At 72.0% G+C, this 18944-nt stretch carries 11 protein-coding genes and 1 pseudogene; 2 read left to right on the top strand and 10 right to left on the bottom strand.

Annotated elements, in window-relative coordinates:
• Positions 1-38: 38 nt before the first annotated feature.
• The 3 genes and pseudogenes from FGW31_RS23015 to FGW31_RS23005 form a co-directional block, all read right to left on the bottom strand.
• On the bottom strand, positions 39-4199 hold the full coding sequence (locus tag FGW31_RS23015) for an Rne/Rng family ribonuclease (RefSeq protein ID WP_142195380.1): 4161 nt from the start codon (positions 4197-4199) through the stop codon (positions 39-41).
• A gap of 261 nt (positions 4200-4460) precedes the next feature.
• On the bottom strand, positions 4461-5237 hold the full coding sequence (locus FGW31_RS23010; protein ID WP_142195379.1) for a TIGR03936 family radical SAM-associated protein: 777 nt from the start codon (positions 5235-5237) through the stop codon (positions 4461-4463).
• 48 nt (positions 5238-5285) lie between these two features.
• Positions 5286-6361 (bottom strand): annotated as a pseudogene (locus FGW31_RS23005) (hypothetical protein).
• A 271-nt stretch (positions 6362-6632) separates the two neighbouring features.
• Between FGW31_RS23005 and FGW31_RS23000 the strand changes: the two are divergent.
• Both FGW31_RS23000 and FGW31_RS22995 read left to right on the top strand, forming a co-directional pair.
• The gene (locus FGW31_RS23000) at positions 6633-7418 is read left to right on the top strand and encodes a DUF2637 domain-containing protein (RefSeq protein WP_142195378.1); all 786 of its coding nucleotides are present in this window, start codon (positions 6633-6635) and stop codon (positions 7416-7418) included.
• Positions 7419-7652: 234 nt separating this feature from the next.
• Complete coding sequence (locus FGW31_RS22995; RefSeq protein ID WP_233452558.1) at positions 7653-8375, top strand: hypothetical protein; 723 nt, start codon at positions 7653-7655, stop codon at positions 8373-8375.
• 88 nt (positions 8376-8463) lie between these two features.
• Here FGW31_RS22995 and FGW31_RS22990 read toward each other — a convergent pair whose 3' ends face one another.
• The 7 genes from FGW31_RS22990 to FGW31_RS22960 all read right to left on the bottom strand — a co-directional run bounded on the left by FGW31_RS22990 (position 8464) and on the right by FGW31_RS22960 (position 18706).
• Positions 8464-10437: a TIGR03960 family B12-binding radical SAM protein gene (locus tag FGW31_RS22990; protein WP_142195377.1), complete on the bottom strand. Its 1974-nt coding sequence runs from the start codon at positions 10435-10437 to the stop codon at positions 8464-8466.
• A gap of 121 nt (positions 10438-10558) precedes the next feature.
• A complete protein-coding gene (locus tag FGW31_RS22985) occupies positions 10559-12064 on the bottom strand; it encodes a CYTH and CHAD domain-containing protein (protein WP_142195376.1) in 1506 nt (501 codons plus the stop codon).
• 173 nt (positions 12065-12237) lie between these two features.
• On the bottom strand, positions 12238-13440 hold the full coding sequence (rodA, locus tag FGW31_RS22980; protein ID WP_142195375.1) for a rod shape-determining protein RodA: 1203 nt from the start codon (positions 13438-13440) through the stop codon (positions 12238-12240).
• Positions 13437-15776: a penicillin-binding protein 2 gene (gene mrdA / locus FGW31_RS22975; RefSeq protein WP_142195374.1), complete on the bottom strand. Its 2340-nt coding sequence runs from the start codon at positions 15774-15776 to the stop codon at positions 13437-13439. Before mrdA ends, rodA begins: the two co-directional genes overlap by 4 nt.
• Positions 15777-15891: 115 nt before the next feature.
• Positions 15892-16560: a rod shape-determining protein MreD gene (mreD, locus tag FGW31_RS22970; RefSeq protein WP_142195373.1), complete on the bottom strand. Its 669-nt coding sequence runs from the start codon at positions 16558-16560 to the stop codon at positions 15892-15894.
• A 14-nt stretch (positions 16561-16574) separates the two neighbouring features.
• Positions 16575-17516 carry a rod shape-determining protein MreC gene (mreC, locus tag FGW31_RS22965; protein ID WP_142195372.1) on the bottom strand — a complete coding sequence of 314 codons (942 nt, stop codon included), beginning with the start codon at positions 17514-17516 and terminating at the stop codon, positions 16575-16577.
• A 170-nt stretch (positions 17517-17686) separates the two neighbouring features.
• Positions 17687-18706 carry a rod shape-determining protein gene (locus FGW31_RS22960; RefSeq protein WP_142195489.1) on the bottom strand — a complete coding sequence of 340 codons (1020 nt, stop codon included), beginning with the start codon at positions 18704-18706 and terminating at the stop codon, positions 17687-17689.
• Between the last annotated feature and the right edge of the window lie 238 nt (positions 18707-18944).

The following is an 18944-nucleotide window of genomic DNA, read 5'->3' as shown; positions in this document are numbered from 1 at the left end:
TGTCCGGGCGGACAGGACCACACAGGCTGGACGGCCGCTCAGCCCTCGTCGGTCACGGCCGTGACCGACGGCGACGGCTGCTCGGCCGCGGCCACGGTCTTCTTCGACGCCGCCTTCTTCGCGGTCGTCTTCTTGGCGGCCGACTTGGTGGTCTTCGCCGCCGTCTTCTTGGCCGTCGTCTTCTTGGCGGCGGTCTTCTTCGCCGTCGCAGTCTTCGCCGTGGTCTTCTTCGCGGCGGCCTTCTTCACCGTGGCCTTCTTGGCCGCCTTGCGGGCGGCCTTCTTGGCCGGAGCGGCTTCCTGCGCGGCGGCGGGTGCCTCCGCGGGCTCTGCGGCCCCGGCGGACTCCGCGGTCTCGGCAGCGGGCGCGCTCTCCTCCGCCGGGGCCGACGGGAGGACCACGACGGCCGTCTCCTCGGACGCGGTGGAGGTGGTCGGCTTGCGCACCGCACGGCGGCGCGGGCGGGCCGGGGCCTCCGCCTCGGCGGGCGCCTCGGACGGGGCCTGCGCGGGCGCCGGCTCCGTCACCTCGGCGGCCGCGGACTCGGCGACCGTGACCACCGCGGCCTCGGCACCCGCCGGGGAACCGGCCGGCGCGGACACCTTGCGGGTGGCCCGGCGACGGGTACGGCCCTTGGGCGCGGCCTCCTCGGCGGCCGGCGGAACCACGGCGTCCTCGACGGCGGCGGGCTCGGCGAGCGCCTCGGCGGCCGACTCCGGCTGCACCGGACGGGCGGCCTCCTCGGCGACCGTCACGTCCTGGGCGGTCGGGGCCTCGGCCACCGCCTTCCCGGACTCCTCGGCACGCTGCCGGTCGGCGCCGGCGGTCTCCCGCTTCGGCGCGCCCGCCGGGGACGACACCCGTCGGCTCGCCCGGCGGCGCGTACGCCCACGGGTGGCCGCGGCCTCCGCCTCGGCGGCGCTGCTGTACAGCTCCTCGTCCGGCGTGAACTCCGGGGCGGGCAGCGCGACCGGCTCGGCGGCCTCGGCGGCGACCTCGGCCGCCGTCTCCGCCTCCGCCTCCTGCTCGGCCGTCTCGACGCTCGCGGCGGTCTCGTGCTCGTGCGGCTGCTCGGCCGCACCGGCACGGGCCCGCTTGCGGCGCTTGCCGCCGCCCGCGGCCGCGGGCTGGTCGAGGTGGACGATGACACCGCGCCCGTTGCAGTGGACGCAGGTCTCCGAGAACGACTCCAGCAGGCCCTGGCCGACCCGCTTGCGGGTCATCTGGACCAGGCCCAGCGAGGTCACCTCGGCGACCTGGTGCTTCGTACGGTCCCGGCCCAGGCACTCCAGCAGGCGCCGCAGCACCAGGTCCCGGTTGGACTCCAGCACCATGTCGATGAAGTCGATCACGATGATGCCGCCGAGGTCGCGCAGCCTGAGCTGACGCACGATCTCCTCGGCCGCCTCCAGGTTGTTCCTGGTGACGGTCTCCTCGAGGTTGCCGCCCTGACCGGTGAACTTGCCGGTGTTGACGTCGATGACGACCATCGCCTCGGTCCGGTCGATCACCAGCGAACCGCCGCTGGGCAACCACACCTTGCGGTCCAGCGCCTTGGCGAGCTGCTCGTCGATCCGGTACGTGGCGAAGACGTCGACCTCGCTGGTCCAGCGCTGCAGCCGGTCCGCCAGGTCCGGCGCCACGTGGGCGACGTAGCCGTGGATGGTCTCCCAGGCGTCGTCACCGCTGACGACGACCTTGGTGAAGTCCTCGTTGAAGATGTCCCGCACGACCCGGACGGTCATGTCCGGCTCGCCGTACAGCAGCGTCGGCGCGCTGCCGCCGTTCTTGGACTTCTTCTTGATCTCCTCCCACTGCGCCTGGAGCCGCTCGACGTCGCGGCGCAGCTCCTCCTCGCTCGCTCCCTCGGCGGCGGTGCGCACGATGACGCCCGCGTCCTCGGGGACGACCTTCTTGAGGATGGTCTTCAGCCGGGCCCGCTCGGTGTCGGGCAGCTTGCGGCTGATGCCGGTCATCGAGCCCTCGGGGACGTACACGAGGTAGCGGCCCGGGAGGGAGACCTGGCTGGTGAGGCGGGCGCCCTTGTGGCCGATCGGGTCCTTCGTCACCTGGACGAGGACGGACTGGCCGGACTTGAGGGCGGACTCGATACGGCGCGGCCCGCCGGACATGCCGAGCGCCTCGAAGTTGACCTCGCCCGCGTACAGCACGGCGTTGCGGCCCTTGCCGATGTCGATGAAGGCGGCCTCCATCGACGGCAGCACGTTCTGCACCTTGCCCAGGTACACGTTGCCGACGTACGAGGTGGCCTGCTCCTTGTTGACGTAGTGCTCGACGAGCACGCCGTCCTCCAGGACGCCGATCTGCGTGCGGTCGCCGTGCTGGCGGACCACCATGACGCGCTCGACGGCCTCGCGGCGGGCCAGGAACTCGGCCTCGGTGATGATCGGCACCCGGCGGCGGCCCTGCTCGCGGCCCTCGCGGCGGCGCTGCTTCTTGGCCTCCAGACGCGTGGAGCCCTTGATGGACTGCACCTCGTCCGACGGCTCGGCTGCCTTGCGCGGCTCGCGCACCTTGACGACGGTGCGCTCCGGGTCGTCGGCGGCGGGCTCGGCCTCGCCACCGCTGTCACCGGCGCGGCGACGACGACGGCGACGGCGGCGGCTGCTGGTGGACCCGGCGCCGGACTCGTCGTGGTCCTCGGCCGACTCGGCCGCCTCCTCGGCGTCCTCCTCGACCTGCTCGGCGGTGTCCTCGGCGTCCTGGGACGCCTGGTCGGCGGAGACCCGCTCGGTGTCGGTGTCACCGGACTCGGTGTCGGTCTCGGCGGACTCGCCACGGCGGCGGCGACGGCCACCGCGACGGCGGCGACGGCGCGAACCTGCCGACTCGTTCTCGTCCTGGTCCTCGGCGTCGGCGTGGTCCTCGGCCTGCTCGTCGGCCTCCTCCGCCTCGTCCTCGTCACGGGCCTGCGGCGCGGCCTCGGCGGCGGGCGCGGCCTCGGCGGCGGGCGCGGCCTCGGCCTCGTCGCCCGCACCCCGGCGCCGGCGACGGCGGCGGGAGGCGGCGGGCTGCTCCTCGGGCAGTTCCCGGGTCTCCTCCGGCTCCTCCGGCTCCGCCGGTTCGGCGACCTCGGCGGCCGCTTCGGCGGCGGCGCGCTCCGGGGTCTGGAAGCGGGGCTCGGTGAACACCGGCGGCTGGAACACGGCCACGGCCGGACGCGCGGGGCGCCGCCGCGGAGACTCGGCCTCGGCGGGCTCGGCGGTCCCGGCGGCGGCCCGGGCGGGACGCGCGGGCTCGGCGAAACCGGCGGCGGCCTTGCGGACCACCCGGCGACGACGGCGCGGAGCGGCGTCCTCGGCGGGTGCACCGGCACGCTCGGACGCCTGCGCGGCGGGCTCCGCGACGGGGGCCTCGGGAGCCTCGGGGGTTCCCGTGGTTTCGGCAGGGGTCTCGGCCGCGGGGGTCTGCGCGGGCTCGGGCGCGGACTCGGCGGAGGTCGCGGCCTCGGCCGGCACCTCGGCGGGCGCGGAGGCGCGGCGCGAGGCACGACGCCGGGTACGGCGCGGAGCGGCCTCTTCGGCCGCCTCGGCGACCCCGGCGGCCTCGGAGGTCGCGGGGCTCTCGGTGACCGCGGGCGTCTCGGTGGCGGCGGTGCGCTCCGGGGCTGCCGCGGTCTCGGCGGCGGCGGTGTCCGCGGTTGCGGCGGCGGGCGCCGTCGGCGAGGTCACGCTGCGCGTCGCGCGGCGGCGGGCACGCCGCGGAGCGGCGTCCTCGGAGGTGTCGGCGGCGACCGGGGCCGGCTCGGGCGCCGGAGTCGTTTCGGGCGCGGACTGCGTCACCGGTACGACGGTCTCGGCGGCCTCCGCCGATGCCGGAGCCCCGGCGGGCGCGGCCGCACGGCGGACCACCCGACGGCGGCGGGGCGCGGCGGGCGCAGCCTGAGCGGCCTCGGTCTCCTTGTCCGCCTCGGCCGTGACGTCGGCCTCGGCGTCGGTCTCCGCGTCGGCTCCCTCGGGCTCGACGAGCTCGGGGTCCTCGGCGGGGTCGACGGCCTCGGTGAGGTCGGCGGCCCCGGCGGCCGGTATGGCCGGTGCGACGGTCTCGGCCGTCGTGTCGGCCGCGGCGGCGGGCGGGCCCGCCGGGCGGGACGCGGCACGGCGCCGCCTGCGCGGCGGCAGGGTGTCGCTGGGGGTGTTCGGTTCGGAGCCCTCGGTGGGCTCGATCGGTTCGAGCATGCGGGCGTTTCTCCCGTCAGGCTCCCGGGCGCCGCACCCGGTCCGGCGTTGCCGGTGACGTCCGCGGCTCGCGCGATGCGCGTGTGCCGCCGTCCGGGGCGCGGGCGCCGCACGGGAGCTCTCTGTGTCCTGTCTCGCCGGTTCCGTACGCCGAATGCGTACGGCCTGGCGAAAGTCTTCTGGTCGGTGCGCTGCCCGACCCAGGTGGCTCCCGAGTTCGAGGGCGGCGCTTACGACGTCCGTCCCTACGCGGGACCTTCCTTACGCCGGCGCCGTCGCGGTGGCAGTGGCGCCGGCCGGTTGCGGCTCGGTCGCTGCTGCCTCGCGGTCGGGCGCGAGCGGGTCGGTCACCGTGCCGGTCTCTTCATCGAACAGCCCCTGCGCCAGCCTGGTCACCGCTGCGGGGACCGGCGGCGCCAGGTCGGCCACGGCGCGGAGACCGGACAGGACGTCGTCGGGTCGTACGGCAGGCGTCACGTGCCGAACAACCAGCCGCAGTATCGCACAGGGCTGGTCGGTCGGCCTATCAGCCGGGGAACTGTGTGTTTCACCGCTCTCCAGGCTCGCGACCGCGGACCGGGCGTCGAAGGTACGGACGCCGTTCTTGGTCAGGCGCTGCACCTCGACGGTCTCGGCGCCGTTGAACGCCTCGACCGCGCGGCGCGCGTCGGCCGGGTCCACGCCGTCCAGCCGCAGCTCCCACACGGAGGCCGTCAGCCGGTCGGCGAGTCCGGAGGTCCGGGCCTCGACCGCCTCGACGATGTCGAGCCCGGCGGGCAGCGACTCGTCGAGGAGCACACGCAGCTGCTCCGGATCACGCGGCTCGGTGAGCGCGATCTCCAGGTACTCCGCCTCACTGCCCGTGCCGGTGGGTGCGGCATTGGCGTACGACACCTTCGGGTGCGGCGTGAACCCCGCCGAGTACGCCATCGGCACCTCGGCACGGCGCAACGCACGCTCGAAGGCGCGCTGGAAGTCACGGTGGCTGGTGAACCGGAGGCGGCCGCGCTTGGTGTAGCGCAGTCGGATGCGCTGCACCGCGGGTGCGGGCGGCGGGCCTTCGGGCTGTCGCTTGCCCAGTGTCGTTCAGTCCTTCGTGAGAGCGGTCGTACTGCTACCAAGAGTACGTGTCTCTCCGCCGGTAGGTTCCCGCCGGTGCGTGAGCTGCGGTTCCTTCGGTGTTCCGGCCGGTTCGCCGAACAGTGTCCGGCGGATGTCGGCGCGGGCCTGCCGGACCGAGGCGCGGGCGGCGGCCAGGGCCTGCCGGCCGGCCCGCCCCACCGCACGCGCGGCCGCGGCGGCCGGCCGCAGCACGGCGGCGCGCACCGCGTGACCCACGGGCGTGAGCACACTCCGGTACACCCACCGCACCGGCTCCACGAAGACCCACCGGAACACCGCCGCCAGGAACCGCCCGACCGCGAGCGAGACGTGCCCGGCGACCCGCCAGGCGTGCCCGAGGGCGGCCCCGACCTCCCGGGCGACGACGGCGAGCACCCGCCCGACGGGCACCAGGACCCGGCGCCACACCGTGAGCGCGGGCAGCACCAGCAGGATCCGCACGGTCCAGTACAGGACCATGCCGATCCCGGTGACGATCGTGTTCACCAGCCACACCAGCCCCTTGCCGCACCACAGCAGCGCTCGGCCGCACCGCACGAGGGCGTGCCCCAGCGGCGTGAGCACCCACCGGTACAGCCAGGCCGAGGGCAGGACGACCAGGTACCGCCCCAGCCACACCAGTCCCGTCCACAGCGCGGCGCCGATCGCGGCGAGCAGGTGTCCGACCGGGGTCAGCACACGCGCGTACAGCCAGCCGAGCGCATGACCAAGGGGGGTCACAGTACATATCGGTAGAAGGCGAGGGCGGGAAGGACCAGCAGCACGTTCCCGAGCCAGAGCAGCGCCTTGCCGAGCGGGACGAGCACATACCGCCACAGCCCCACGAACGGCCACACGAACACCGCCCGGCCCACCCACAGCAGCGCCCGCCCCAGCGGCCGGAGGACCGTGTGGTTCAGAAACCGTCCCGTGACGACGAGCGCGTCCCACACCATCCGCACGGGCACGACCAGCACGAGCACCACGATCCGCACCGGGATGCGGACCGCCACGACGAGACAGCCCTCACGCGCCGGCGCCGGCGACTTCTCCAGTTCCATACCGACCAGGACGCGCGAACGGCCCCCTCCGGATCCCCGGCCCACGGACCGCACCCTTCATATGCTGAACACCGATATAAAGAACCGAATTCCGAGAATTTCTATGAAGCGCTTTTCTCCACGGCCGTTCACTCATTTGCCACGCATCCAAGTGAAACACCCGCCGTTAGTCGCTATATGACGAAGGGACGCAGGTCAGGGACGCTCCAACTGCCCATCAGACCACCGCACTTGGGTGATCCGTACGCCGACCCGATGAATCACTCCTGACATGAATGATGAACGCTACGACCCACTCCGGTACGGCGCCGACGGCTCGGCCCCGTTCGACGGCGCAGGCACCGGCCGGCACCGGGCCGGAGCCGTCTACACGGACCCCATGGAACCGGCCGTCCCGCCCTGGGACCCCGCCGAGGAACTCGCCTACCTCCTCCAGGAGGCCCGCAGCGACGAGTACGGCAGAACCGTCCCGAACCCGCGCGAGGAGTCCTCCGTCACCGCGCCCCCGGCCGGCAGCCCCATGGGCAACCTGCAGGAGATCACCGCGGAACTGCCACCGCTGCGCGCGACCCCGCGAGGCCACCGGAAACACAACCCGCGCAAACGCCCCGACGCCCTGCGCATCGCCAGCTACGTCATCGCCGCCCTGGCCGCGGTCACCGTGTCGATGGTGAGCGTCTTCAGCGGCGTGGTCACCTACGAACCGCTGCTCCTGGTCACCACGGCCCACAGCAGCGGCAGTTCCTCCGCCTGGTGGCCCGTCCTGGTCTACGGCCCCTGGCTGGCCGGCTCGCTGTCCATCCTCCGCGCGGCCCTGCACCAACGACGCGCCCTGCACTCCTGGTTCGTCGTCCTGCTCTTCTCGTCCGTCGCGGTCATGCTCTGCGTGGCCCAGGCCCCCCGGACCGTCACCGACACGGCCGCCGCGGCCCTCCCCGGAGTCGCCGCCCTGGCCTGCTTCCAGCAGCTCGTCCGCCAGATCACCCTGACCCGCCCACCCCGCCGCACGGCCCCGCCCCGCCACCGCGTACGCCCGTACCGGCGCGACCTCCCCTGAGACCCGAACCCCGGAAGCGGCCCCACCGTCGGTGGGGCCGCTTCGCCGTGGACCCGCGACCGGGACGGAACTGCAGCGGAACGAGGCGGTTCAACCCACCGCGAGCTGCGTAGTCTCCTCGATGACTTCGGGTACGGCGACAGGGAGGGGGCGGGGATGAGCGGGGGCGGGACGCCGTGGAATCCGTACGGCGGGGGGCGGCCGGCGGTGCGCCGGCTGACGTTCGGAAGGCTGTTGAATCCGATCGCCGTGGCGCGGGCGGTGTTCACGCCGTCCCGGCCGGACCGCGTGGACGATCCGGTGGTCAGACGCGCGCAGATCTTCCGCACGGTCGTCGGCCTGGCCGCCGTCACATGGATGCTGTTGTCCTACGGGCTGGCGCCGGACGCCGACGCCGTACGGGACGACCGCTTCGACCAGATCCGCACCAGCCTCATCGCGCTGGCGATCACCTTCCCGGTCGCCGTGACCGTCTTCATCGCGGCGGCCCGCCCGCCCAACCGGCGCCTGTTTCTGCGCCGCGCGGGCAAACCCGCCGGAGCGCTGCTCGCCCTGTTCGTCACGCTCGCCGCACCGAGACTGGTCGTGGGCCTGGGCTACGTGGACGAGAACACCGACTGGACCGCGTCGGCGGGTCGGGTGCTGCTGCTGTTCGCCATCGGCGCCTTCCTGCTGTGGCTGGCGCCCTTCGCGCTCTACGGCATCGTCCAGTCACTCGTGCACGTCTTCCGGACGGCGGACCTCCACGAGACCGTTCCGCCGCTGCTCGCGACGCTGCTCGTGTGGGAGGTCGCCCTCTTCGACGTGTTCCGGGGCGCGTACGACACCGTGCCGTTCGCGGTGCGGATGGTCCTCACCCTGGGAGGTCCGCTGTCCGTCACGGCCCTGGCGCTGTGGGAACTGCGACGGCTGCGCACGCGGTACGGCATCACCCTGCGCGGCGCGCTGCTCCGCTGAACCCGGCTCCGGGCCCCGCACCCGGCCGTCACGCACGGCAGCCGCCGGGCGACCGATGTCGCCCGGCGGCTGCAGCGTGGCCCGCGCGTCAGTGCGTGTGCCCGCCCGGCGCCGGTGCCGCGTTGGTGACCGTCAGCGGCAGCAGCTTCTTGCCGGTGGGGCCGATCTGGATGCTCGTGTCCATCTGCGGGCACACCCCGCAGTCGAAGCACGGGGTCCAGCGGCAGTCCTCGACCTCGGTCTCGTCGAGGGCGTCCTGCCAGTCCTCCCACAGCCAGTCCTTGTCGAGGCCCGAGTCGAGGTGGTCCCAGGGCAGGACCTCCTCGTAGGTGCGCTCGCGGGTGGTGTACCAGTCGACGTCGACGCCGAACTGCGCGAGGGCCTTGTCGGCGCAGTCCATCCAGCGGTCGTAGGAGAAGTGCTCGCGCCAGCCGTCGAAGCGGCCGCCGTCCTCGTAGACCGCGCGGATGACCGCGCCGATGCGGCGGTCGCCGCGGGAGAGCAGGCCCTCGACGATGCCGGGCTTGCCGTCGTGGTAGCGGAAGCCGATGGAACGGCCGTACTTCTTGTCGCCGCGGATCTTGTCGCGGAGCTTGGCGAGGCGCTCGTCCGTCTGCTCGGCCGACAGCTGCGGGGCCCACTGGAACGGGGTGTGCGGCTTGGGGACGAAGCCGCCGATGGAGACCGTGCAGCGGATGTCGTTGGAGCCGGAGACCTCGCGGCCCTTGGCGATCACACGGGTGGCCATGTCGGCGATCTGCAGGACGTCGTCGTCGGTCTCGGTGGGCAGGCCGCACATGAAGTACAGCTTCACCTGGCGCCAGCCGTTGCCGTAGGCGGTGGCGACGGTCCGGATGAGGTCGTCCTCGGAGACCATCTTGTTGATGACCTTGCGGATGCGCTCGGAGCCGCCCTCGGGGGCGAAGGTCAGGCCCGAGCGGCGGCCGTTGCGGGTCAGCTCGTTCGCCAGGTCGATGTTGAAGGCGTCGACGCGGGTGGAGGGCAGGGACAGGCCGATCTTGTCGTCCTCGTAGCGGTCGGCGAGGCCCTTGGCGATGTCGCCGATCTCCGAGTGGTCGGCGGAGGACAGGGAGAGCAGGCCGACCTCCTCGAAGCCGGTCGCCTTCAGGCCCTTGTCGACCATCTCGCCGATGCCGGTGATCGAACGCTCGCGCACCGGGCGGGTGATCATGCCTGCCTGGCAGAAGCGGCAGCCGCGGGTGCAGCCGCGGAAGATCTCCACCGACATGCGCTCGTGGACGGTCTCGGCGAGCGGGACGAGGGGCTGCTTGGGGTAGGGCCACTCGTCGAGGTCCATCACCGTGTGCTTGGAGACGCGCCACGGCACGCCCGAGCGGTTCGGTACGACACGGGCGATACGGCCGTCGGGGAGGTACTCGACGTCGTAGAAGCCGGGGACGTACACGCCGCCGGTCTTCGCCAGGCGCAGGAGGAGTTCCTCGCGGCCGCCGGGACGGCCGGCCTCCTTCCAGGCGCGGATGATCCGGGTGACCTCCAGGACCGCCTGCTCGCCGTCGCCGATGACCGCGCAGTCGATGAAGTCGGCGATCGGCTCGGGGTTGAAGGCGGCGTGGCCGCCGGCCATGACGATCGGGTCGTCGAGGCCGCGGTCCTTGGCCTCCAGCGGGATGCCGGCGAGGTCCAGGGCGGTGAGCATGTTGGTGTAGCCCAGCTCGGTGGAGAAGCTCAGGCCGAACACGTCGAAGGCCTTCACCGGGCGGTGGCTGTCGACCGTGAACTGCGGGACGCCGTGCTCCCGCATCAGCGCCTCGAGGTCCGGCCAGACGCTGTAGGTGCGCTCGGCGAGAACGCCCTCCTGCTCGTTGAGCACCTCGTAGAGGATCATGACGCCCTGGTTGGGCAGTCCGACCTCGTAGGCGTCGGGGTACATGAGCGCCCAGCGGACGTCGCAGCTGTCCCACGGCTTGACCGTGGAGTTGAGCTCTCCGCCGACGTACTGGATCGGCTTCTGCACATGCGGGAGCAGAGCTTCGAGCTGCGGAAACACAGACTTCACAGACTCGGCGGCTTCGGCAGGCATCTCGCGACCTTCGTGTGCTGACTGGGGTCCCCCCGGCCGATGGCTGGGGGCGGGTGACCATCCAGACTAACGCGGCCGGGCGGGTTCCCCGTACGCCGATCGACGGCCGCCGGGCCGGCGGTCACAGGGCGGTGTTCTCGGTGATCGAGTTCCAGGCCTCGGGGAGGGCCGCCTCGGCGAGCTCGGCGCGGCGTTCCTCGCGGGCGTGGAGGACGCCGTAGGTGAAGGTGCTCTCGCCGGCGGCGTGGGCGACGGCGGCCAGCTCGCGCAGGGTGCGGCGGGCCATGACGCTGTCCTGGTGGTCGCCGAGCAGGCCCTGGAGCGTCTTCATGGACTTCACCAGCTTCTTGGCGGGCGCGCCGAGCGCCGGGGTGGCGGCCTCGGCCGCGTACCGGGTGCGCTTGGTCTTCTTGCGGGCCTCGTGCAGGGCGACGTCGCGGTCCTCGCCGGGCGGGAGGTCCAGGGCCCGGCCGACGAGTCCGGAGAGTGTGCCGAAGTCCTTGCGTACGGCCTTGGCGAGCGGTTTGCCGGGCGCGTGACCGGCCTTCCCGCGCAGCGGCGGGTCGGCGAGGACGGCGTCGAGGGTGTCGAGCAGGGTGAGGTAGCGGCGGGAGTCGAGGACGCCGGTGAGCCGGTTGCGGGCGCCGCGGTGCGCGGTCGCGGACCAGGCGGCGAGCCGGTCGGCGACGGGGCCGTGGACGAGGGCGGCGGGCAGGTCGTCCAGGGCTGACCGGAGGCGTTCGGCGAGGACTTCCTGGTCGCGGTCCAGGCCCAGTTCGCCGGCCAGCCACTTCAGGTCGGTGGCGATCGGGTCGGTCGCCTCGCGGCCGAGGACGCCGGCGAAGGTGCGGAAGGTGCTGCGCAGACGGCGGGTGGCGACGCGCATGCGGTGCACGGAGTCGGGTGCGTCCTGGCGGACGGCGGGGTCGAGCGCGACGAGGGCGTCGCGCTGCTCGCGGACGTACGCCAGGACGTGGTCGCCGGCGGTGACGGGGGCGCGGTCCTTGCGGGCGCGGGCGGTGCGGCCGGGCGGGGCCGTCTCGGCGAGGGCCCTGGCCAGCTTGGAGGACGACGTGGAGGGGCGCACGCCGGCCTTGCGCAGGCGGGTGTCCACCGTGTCGAGGAAGGCGGGGTCGCCGCCGTCGGCGAGTTCGACCTCGATCTCGGTCCACTGGGCGGTGCCGCCGGTGCCGGTGAGGCGTTCGGCGTGGACGGTGTCGACGCTGACCTCGGCGAGCAGTCGGCCGTCGGCGTCGACCAGGTGGCGCACCTCACGGTCGGAGCGGAGCCGGACGAGGGGCAGCAGTTCGCCGTCGCGGACGCGGGAGCGGACGAGGGCGGCCAGCTCGTCGGGCAGCGTGTCGGAGAGCGGGGCGCGGATCTCGTCGCGCACCGAGGGAGCGACGGGGAACTTCAGGTGCCAGCCGGCGTCGGATCCGCCGGTGCGGCGGCGCAGGGTGACGGAGGCCGCGGCGAGGCGTTCGTCGGCGGTGTCGTGGTAGGTGGCGTCCAGGTGGGCGACGCCCTTGTCGAGGACCGATGCGACGCCGGGGACGTGGGTCAGGTCGGGCAGTCCGCTGTCGTCGGACTCGTACTTTCGCTCGATCTCGCGTGTGATGTCCGCCATGCAGCGAATCTAGTCGCCGTGGGTGCGGAGCGGCAGTGGGCCGCTCCGCACCGGTGGCTCCGGTGGCGCGTACGCGGTGGCCGGCGGCAGTCGGTGGGTGGTCGGGCGGGAGACGGTGGGTGGCCGGGCGGCAGACGGTGGGTGGTCGGGCGGGAGACGGTGGGTGGTCGGGGTCAGGCGGACATCGGGCGTTGCACCCGGATCGACTGGAGCAGGCCCACCGCCAGCCATACGGCGAACATCGACGAGCCGCCGTAGGAGACGAAGGGCAGGGGCAGGCCGGTGACCGGCATGATGCCGAGGGTCATGCCGATGTTCTCGAACGTCTGGAAGGCGAACCAGGCGACGATGCCCGCGGCGACGATGGTGCCGTACAGGTCGGTGGTGTCGCGGGCGATGCGGCAGGCGCGCCAGAGGATGACGCCGAGCAGGCCGATGATCAGTGCGCCGCCGACGAAGCCGAGTTCCTCACCGGCGACGGTGAAGACGAAGTCGGTCTGCTGCTCGGGGACGAACTGGCCGGTGGTCTGGGAGCCGTGGAAGAGGCCGGAGCCGGTCAGTCCGCCGGAGCCGATGGCGATGCGGGCCTGGTTGGTGTTGTAGCCGACGCCCGCGGGGTCGAGCTCGGGGTTGGCGAACGCGGCGAAGCGGTTGATCTGGTACTCGTCGAGGATCCCGAGCTGCCAGACGGTGACCGCGCCGATCGCTCCGGCGCTCATCAGGCCGAAGATCCAGCGGTTGGACGCGCCGGAGGCGAGCAGCACGCCGAGCACGATGACGACCATGACCATGACCGACCCGAGGTCGGGCATGAGCATCACGATCAGCATGGGGACGACGGCGAGACCGAGGGCCTGGAGGACCGTGCGGTGGTCGGGGTGGGGCCGGTCGCCCGCGTCGACGCGGGCGGCGAGCAGCATCGCCATGCCCAGGATGATCGTGATCTTCACGAACTCGGAGGGCTGGAGCGAGAAGCCGCCGGGGAGTTTGATCCAGGAGTGGGCGCCGTTGATGGTGGAGCCCAGAGGCGTGAGCACCAGCAGGATGAGCAGGACGGAGACGCCGTACAGCAGCGGGACCGCCGTGCGCAGGGCGCGGTGGCCCAGCCAGATGGCGCCGACCATCAGGGCGAGTCCGATGCCGGTGTTGAGCCAGTGGCGGACCAGGAAGTAGTAGGGGTCGCCCTGGTTGAGTTCGGTGCGGTTGCGGGTGGCCGAGTAGACCAGCAGGGAGCCGAGCAGGGACAGGGCGATCGCGGAGAGCAGTATCGGCCAGTCGAGGCGGCGGGCCAGGGAGTCCCGGGCGAAGACCCGGGTCCAGCCGGCCCGCTCGGGCCCGTATCCGGAGACCTGGAAGCTGTTGACGCCGCCGGTCACGAGTCCGCCCTCCGTGCTCCGCTGCCGGCGCGCCGGGCGCGGGCGCGGCGGCGGGTCCCGCCGTCGCCGTGGCGTGGTCCGCCGCCCCGTCGTCGCTCGCGGCGGCGGGTGTCGCGGTTGCCCGCCTCCGGTGAGGGGACCGTGCCCGCCTGCTGCCCGCCGGCCGGGTCGTCCTGGCCGTCCTGCGGGGCGGTCGCCCGGGCGTCGGGCGAGGGGGTGGCCCGGTCCTTGGCGGGGTCCTTGGAGACCTTCGGGGCGTTGATGGTGCCGTCGGTGCGGACCTGCGGGAGGTCCTTCTGCGGTGTCGGCAGCAGCGCCTTCTTCTTGTCGATCTCGCCGTCCTCGGAGACGCCGTAGAGGGCGTTGTAGATGTTGCGCACGGCGGGGCCCGAGGCGCCGGAGCCGGTACCACCCTGGGAGATCGTCATGACGATCGAGTAGTCCTCGGTGTAGGTCGCGAACCACGAGGTGGTCTGCTTGCCGTAGACCTCGGCGGTACCGGTCTTGGCGTGCATCGGGATCTTGTCCTGTGGCCAGCCCCCGAATCGCCACGCGGCCGTACCGCGGGTGGCGACTCCTTCGAGGGCTGCGTCTATCTGGCCGAGGGTCTTCTTCGTCATCGGCAGCTTGCCGTGGGAGCGCGGCTCGAACTCGGTGACGGTCTTGCCGTCGGGGCTGATGACGGCCTTGCCGACGGTGGGGTCGTACAGGGTGCCGCCGTTGGAGATGGCCGCGTAGATGGTGGCCATCTGGATGGGGGTGACGAGCGTGTCGCCCTGGCCGATGGAGTAGTTGACGGAGTCACCGGCGCGCAGCCGGTTGCCTTCGAGGCAGTTCTCGTAGGCGATGCGCTCGGCGTAGCTGCCGTCCTTCTTGCCGGTCTTGCACCAGACGTCCTTGTTGGCCTTCCAGTAGTCCAGCTTCCACTGGCGGTCGGGGACGCGGCCGGTGACCTCGTTGGGCAGGTCGATGCCGGTCTCCTGGCCGAGGCCGAACTGGTGGGCGGTCTTGTAGAACCAGTCGTGGGCGTTCTTCTTCGGCTTGTTGCCGCCGTCGCGCTTCCACTCCTGGTGGGACAGGGCGTAGAAGACGGTGTCGCAGGAGACTTCGAGGGCGCGGCCGAGGCTGATGGCGCCGTGGTTCTGGGACTCGAAGTTCTTGAAGACCTGACCGCCGATGGAGTACGAGCTGGAGCAGTTGTAGGGGCCTTCGAAGGAGTATCCGGCGTTGATCGCGGCGGCCGTCGGGATGACCTTGAAGATGGAGCCGGGCGCCGACTGGCCCTGGATGGCGCGGTTGAGCAGCGGGTAGTTGGACTTCTTGCCGGTGAGGGCGGCGTAGTCCTTGGCGGAGATGCCGCCGACCCAGGCGTTGGGGTCGTAGGTCGGATTGGAGGCCATGGCGACGACGCGGCCGGTCTTGGCCTCCATGACGACGACGGCGCCGGAGTCGGCCTCGTAGTTGCGGTTGGTGTTGCGGTCGTGTTCCTTGCGGGCGGCCTTCATCGCCTCGTTCAGCTCGTACTCGGCGATGCGCTGGACGCGGGAGTCGATGCTGGTGACGAGGTTGGCGCCGGGCCGGGCCGGGTCGTCCTCGGCCTTGCCGATGACGCGGCCGAGGTTGTCGACCTCGTAGCGGGTGACGCCGGCCTTGCCGCGCAGCTGCTTGTCGTACTGGCGCTCCAGTCCGGAGCGGCCCACCATGTCGGAGCGCAGGTAGGGGGAGCTGGTGTCCTGGGCCTGCTGGATCTCCTCGTCGGTGACGGGCGAGAGGTAGCCGAGGACCTGCGCGGTGTTGGCCTTGCCGGGGCTCGGGTAGCGGCGCAGGGCCTGCGGCTCGGCGGTGATGCCGGGGAAGTCCTCGGCGCGTTCACGGATCTGCAGGGCCTGCTTGGGGGTGGCCTCGTCGGTGATGGGGATCGGCTGGTACGGCGAGCCGTTCCAGCAGGGCTGCGGGGTCTCGGAGTCGCACAGCCGGACCTTCTGCATGACGTCCTTCGGCGTCATGCCGAGGACACCGGCGAGCTTGGTGAGGACCGCCTTGCCGTCGTCCTTCATCTTCAACAGGTCGGTGCGGGAGGCGGAGACGACCAGCCGGGTCTCGTTGTCGGCGAGGGCCACGCCGCGCGCGTCCAGGATGGAGCCGCGGACGGCGGGCTGGACGACCTGCTGGACGTGGTTGCCGGAGGCCTCCTTGGCGTACTGGTCGCCCTCGCGGATCTGGAGGTACCACAGGCGTCCGCCGAGGGTGCCGAGGAGGGAGACGACGAGGACCTGAATGACGACGAGCCGGATCTGGACCCGCGGGCTGCGGCCGGTCTCGGGGATGTTGGTCACGCGGTTTTCCTCCCCTCTCAGAGCGCGTACGGGTGGGTGGGTACGAGTGGTGAACGGCCGGTCCGCGTCCCGGGTTTCCGTCGCCGGTCACTCGTTCCGGTGAAGTTCCGTGAGGTCACAGGCGCTTGACCCCCTTGATCCGTCCGGCCCGGGCCACGCGCGCGCGGGCCGCCTTCACCCGCAGTCCGTTGCGCCGGCCGCCGATGCGCAGCCCGGTGCCGCCGGAGAGCCAGCCGGAGGAGATGTCGCCGGAGGTGGCGGAGGCGGTCTCGGCGAGCGGGTCGTTCTCGGCGCGGCGGGCCAGGGCCATCACGCCGGGGACGACGAACGGGGCGAGCAGCAGGTCGTACAGCGCGGCGGTGAACAGCAGGGAGCCGAGGCCGACATGGCGGGCGGCGGTGTCGCCGACGAGGGCGCCGACGCCGGCGTAGAGCAGGGTGGAGCCGATCGCGGCCGCGACCACCACGACCATGGGGCCGGTGGCCGACTTGACCTGCCCGGTCTCGGGTTTGACGAGTCCGGCGAGGTAGCCGATGACGCACAGCACGAGGGCGTAGCGGCCGGCGGCGTGGTCGGCGGGCGGGGCGAGGTCGGCGAGGAGTCCGGCGGCGAAGCCGACGAGGGCCCCGCCGACGTGGCCGTAGACCAGGGCGAGGCCGAGGACGGTGAGCAGCAGCAGGTCGGGGACGGCGCCGGGGAGGTGGAGGCGGGCGAGGACGCTCACCTGGAGCACCAGGGCGACGACGATCAGCGAGCTGGAGAGCAGGATCCGGTTGACGCGCATGGGGGTGACAGCTCCTACTGCTCTTGCTGGTACTGGCCGTCGGCAGGGGCGGAGGGCGTGACGGTCACCGTCACGGTGGGCGTGGGCTTCGGCTCGGTCTTCTCGGGGAGCACCGTGTCGCGCGGGTCCTTCTCGGGAGCCTGGACGACGACACCGACGACGTCGAGCTTGCTGAAGCTCACGTACGGCGTGACGTAGAGGGTGCGGGTGAGGTCGCCGCCGGAGGGGTCGACGCGGGAGACGACGCCGACGGGGACGCCGGGCACGAACGGCCTGTCGGCCTGCGAGCCGAAGGTGACCAGGCGGTCGCCCTTCTTGATCTCGGCCTTGCTGTTGAGCAGTTCGACGCGGAGCGGGCGGTCGCCCTGGCCGGAGGCGAAGCCGAGTTCGTCGCCGGACTCCATGCGGGTGCCGACGGTGAAGTCGGGGTCGGTGGCGAGCAGCACGGTGGCGGTGTTCGGTCCGACGGTGGTGACGCGGCCGACGAGTCCGTCGCCGTTGAGGACGGTCATGTCGCGCTTGATGCCGTCGTTGGCGCCGGCGTCGATGGTGATGGTCCAGGAGAAGCCCTGGGCCGCTCCTATGGCGATGACCTGGGCGCCCTTGATGCCGTACTGGCCGCGGCCGGAGATCTTCAGGAGCTTGTCGAGCTGCTCCAGGCGGCTGCGGCCGCGGTCCTCGCTGCCGAGTTCGGCCTTGAGCGCGGCGTTCTCCCGCTCCAGTGCGGCGAGCCGGTCGTGCCGGTCGCCGGACTCGCGGACCGCGGTGACGGCGTTGCCGATCGGGTCGACCGCGCCGGACACACCGTTCTCGATCGGGCCGAAGACGGTCGCCGCGGCCTGCCGGGCACCGTCGACCGGTGAATCCTCCCCGCCGCGGATGTCCACCGTGATCAGTGCGAACGCGATGGCGATCAGCAGCACCAGGAGCAGCCGGCTCTCTCGTGTGTCCCTCACGTGCGGCGGCCGTGCCTTCCTCGTCGAGAACGGATTTGAGGTGTCGGAATTTTCAGGTGTCGTGCGATGTGCAGGGGATTTCCGAGGCGTTGCGGGAGAGCTTATGCCTCGATATCAGCGATCCGCCGTACGAGAGAAGAACGTCCCGTACGGCGGAATCGACATGTGGGTCATCTGCGGGGCTGGGCGTCCAGCACCTGCTGCAGCGCCTCGAACTCCTCGACGCACTTGCCGGAGCCGAGCGCGACGCTGTCCAGCGGGTCCTCGGCGATGTGGATCGGCATGCCCGTCTCCCGGCGCAGCCGCTCGTCGAGTCCGCGCAGCAGCGCCCCGCCGCCGGTCAGAACGATTCCTCGGTCCATGATGTCGCCGGACAGCTCCGGCGGGCACTTGTCGAGGGTCGTCTTGACGGCGTCGACGATGGCGTTGACCGGTTCCTCGATCGCCTTGCGCACTTCGGCGGCGGAGACCACCACGGTCTTCGGCAGCCCGGAGACGAGGTCCCGGCCGCGGATTTCGGTGTGCTCGTCGGTGTCGAGTTCGTACGCCGAACCGATCGTGATCTTGATCTGTTCGGCCGTCCGCTCACCCAGCAGGAGCGAGTACTCCTTCTTGATGTGCTGGATGATCGCGTTGTCCAGTTCGTCGCCCGCGACGCGGATGGACTGGGCGGTGACGATGCCGCCGAGGGAGATGACCGCGACCTCCGTGGTGCCGCCGCCGATGTCCACCACCATGTTGCCGGTGGCCTCGTGGACCGGCAGTCCGGAGCCGATGGCGGCGGCCATGGGCTCCTCGATGATGTGCACCTGGCGGGCTCCGGCCTGCGACGACGCCTCGATCACGGCGCGGCGCTCGACGCCCGTGATGCCGGAGGGCACACAGACGACGACCCGCGGACGAGCCAGATACCGCCGCTTGTGGATCTTCAGGATGAAGTAGCGGAGCATCCGCTCGGTGATCTCGAAGTCGGCGATCACGCCGTCCTTCAGCGGCCGCACGGCAACGATGTTGCCGGGCGTGCGCCCGATCATCTTCTTCGCTTCGGCACCGACCGCGAGGATGCCACCGGTATTGGTGTTGATCGCGACGACGGACGGCTCGTTGAGTACGATCCCACGACCCCTGACGTACACCAGCGTGTTGGCGGTCCCGAGGTCGACAGCCATGTCACGGCCGATGAACGACATTGAGTTCCCCATCAGGATTCGTCTGGCCTTCCCACGAGCTTTTGAGGGCTTTTCAGGTTGGCGAGGTGGGTGCGGTGACGTTGAAGGCTTCCATGGTAGACGCGCCTTCGCGAACACCGTGCGAGGGTCTTCGCCATTGTCATCAGACGGCGTGTCCCGCTGCTTGTGGAGACGGGCCATCGGGGGCATCCGTTCCCCCGAACGCCGTGCATATGCCAAAAATGGTCCGGGGGCAAAG

Origin of the sequence: Streptomyces calvus (assembly GCF_006782915.1) — a bacterium.
In the GTDB taxonomy this organism is placed as follows: domain Bacteria; phylum Actinomycetota; class Actinomycetes; order Streptomycetales; family Streptomycetaceae; genus Streptomyces; species Streptomyces calvus.
Note: the sequence above shows the minus strand (reverse complement) of the source record. Positions and strands in the feature narration are given on the sequence as shown.

What these genes read in the sequence shown, in the direction of transcription:
- FGW31_RS23015 (WP_142195380.1), bottom strand. Translation starts at nt 4,199, where the DNA reads ATGCTCGAACCGATCGAGCCCACCGAGGGCTCCGAACCGAACACCCCC.
- FGW31_RS23000 (WP_142195378.1), top strand. Translation starts at nt 6,633, where the DNA reads ATGAATGATGAACGCTACGACCCACTCCGGTACGGCGCCGACGGCTCG.
- FGW31_RS22990 (WP_142195377.1), bottom strand. Translation starts at nt 10,437, where the DNA reads ATGCCTGCCGAAGCCGCCGAGTCTGTGAAGTCTGTGTTTCCGCAGCTC.
- FGW31_RS22985 (WP_142195376.1), bottom strand. Translation starts at nt 12,064, where the DNA reads ATGGCGGACATCACACGCGAGATCGAGCGAAAGTACGAGTCCGACGAC.
- mreD (WP_142195373.1), bottom strand. Translation starts at nt 16,560, where the DNA reads ATGCGCGTCAACCGGATCCTGCTCTCCAGCTCGCTGATCGTCGTCGCC.
- FGW31_RS22960 (WP_142195489.1), bottom strand. Translation starts at nt 18,706, where the DNA reads ATGTCGTTCATCGGCCGTGACATGGCTGTCGACCTCGGGACCGCCAAC.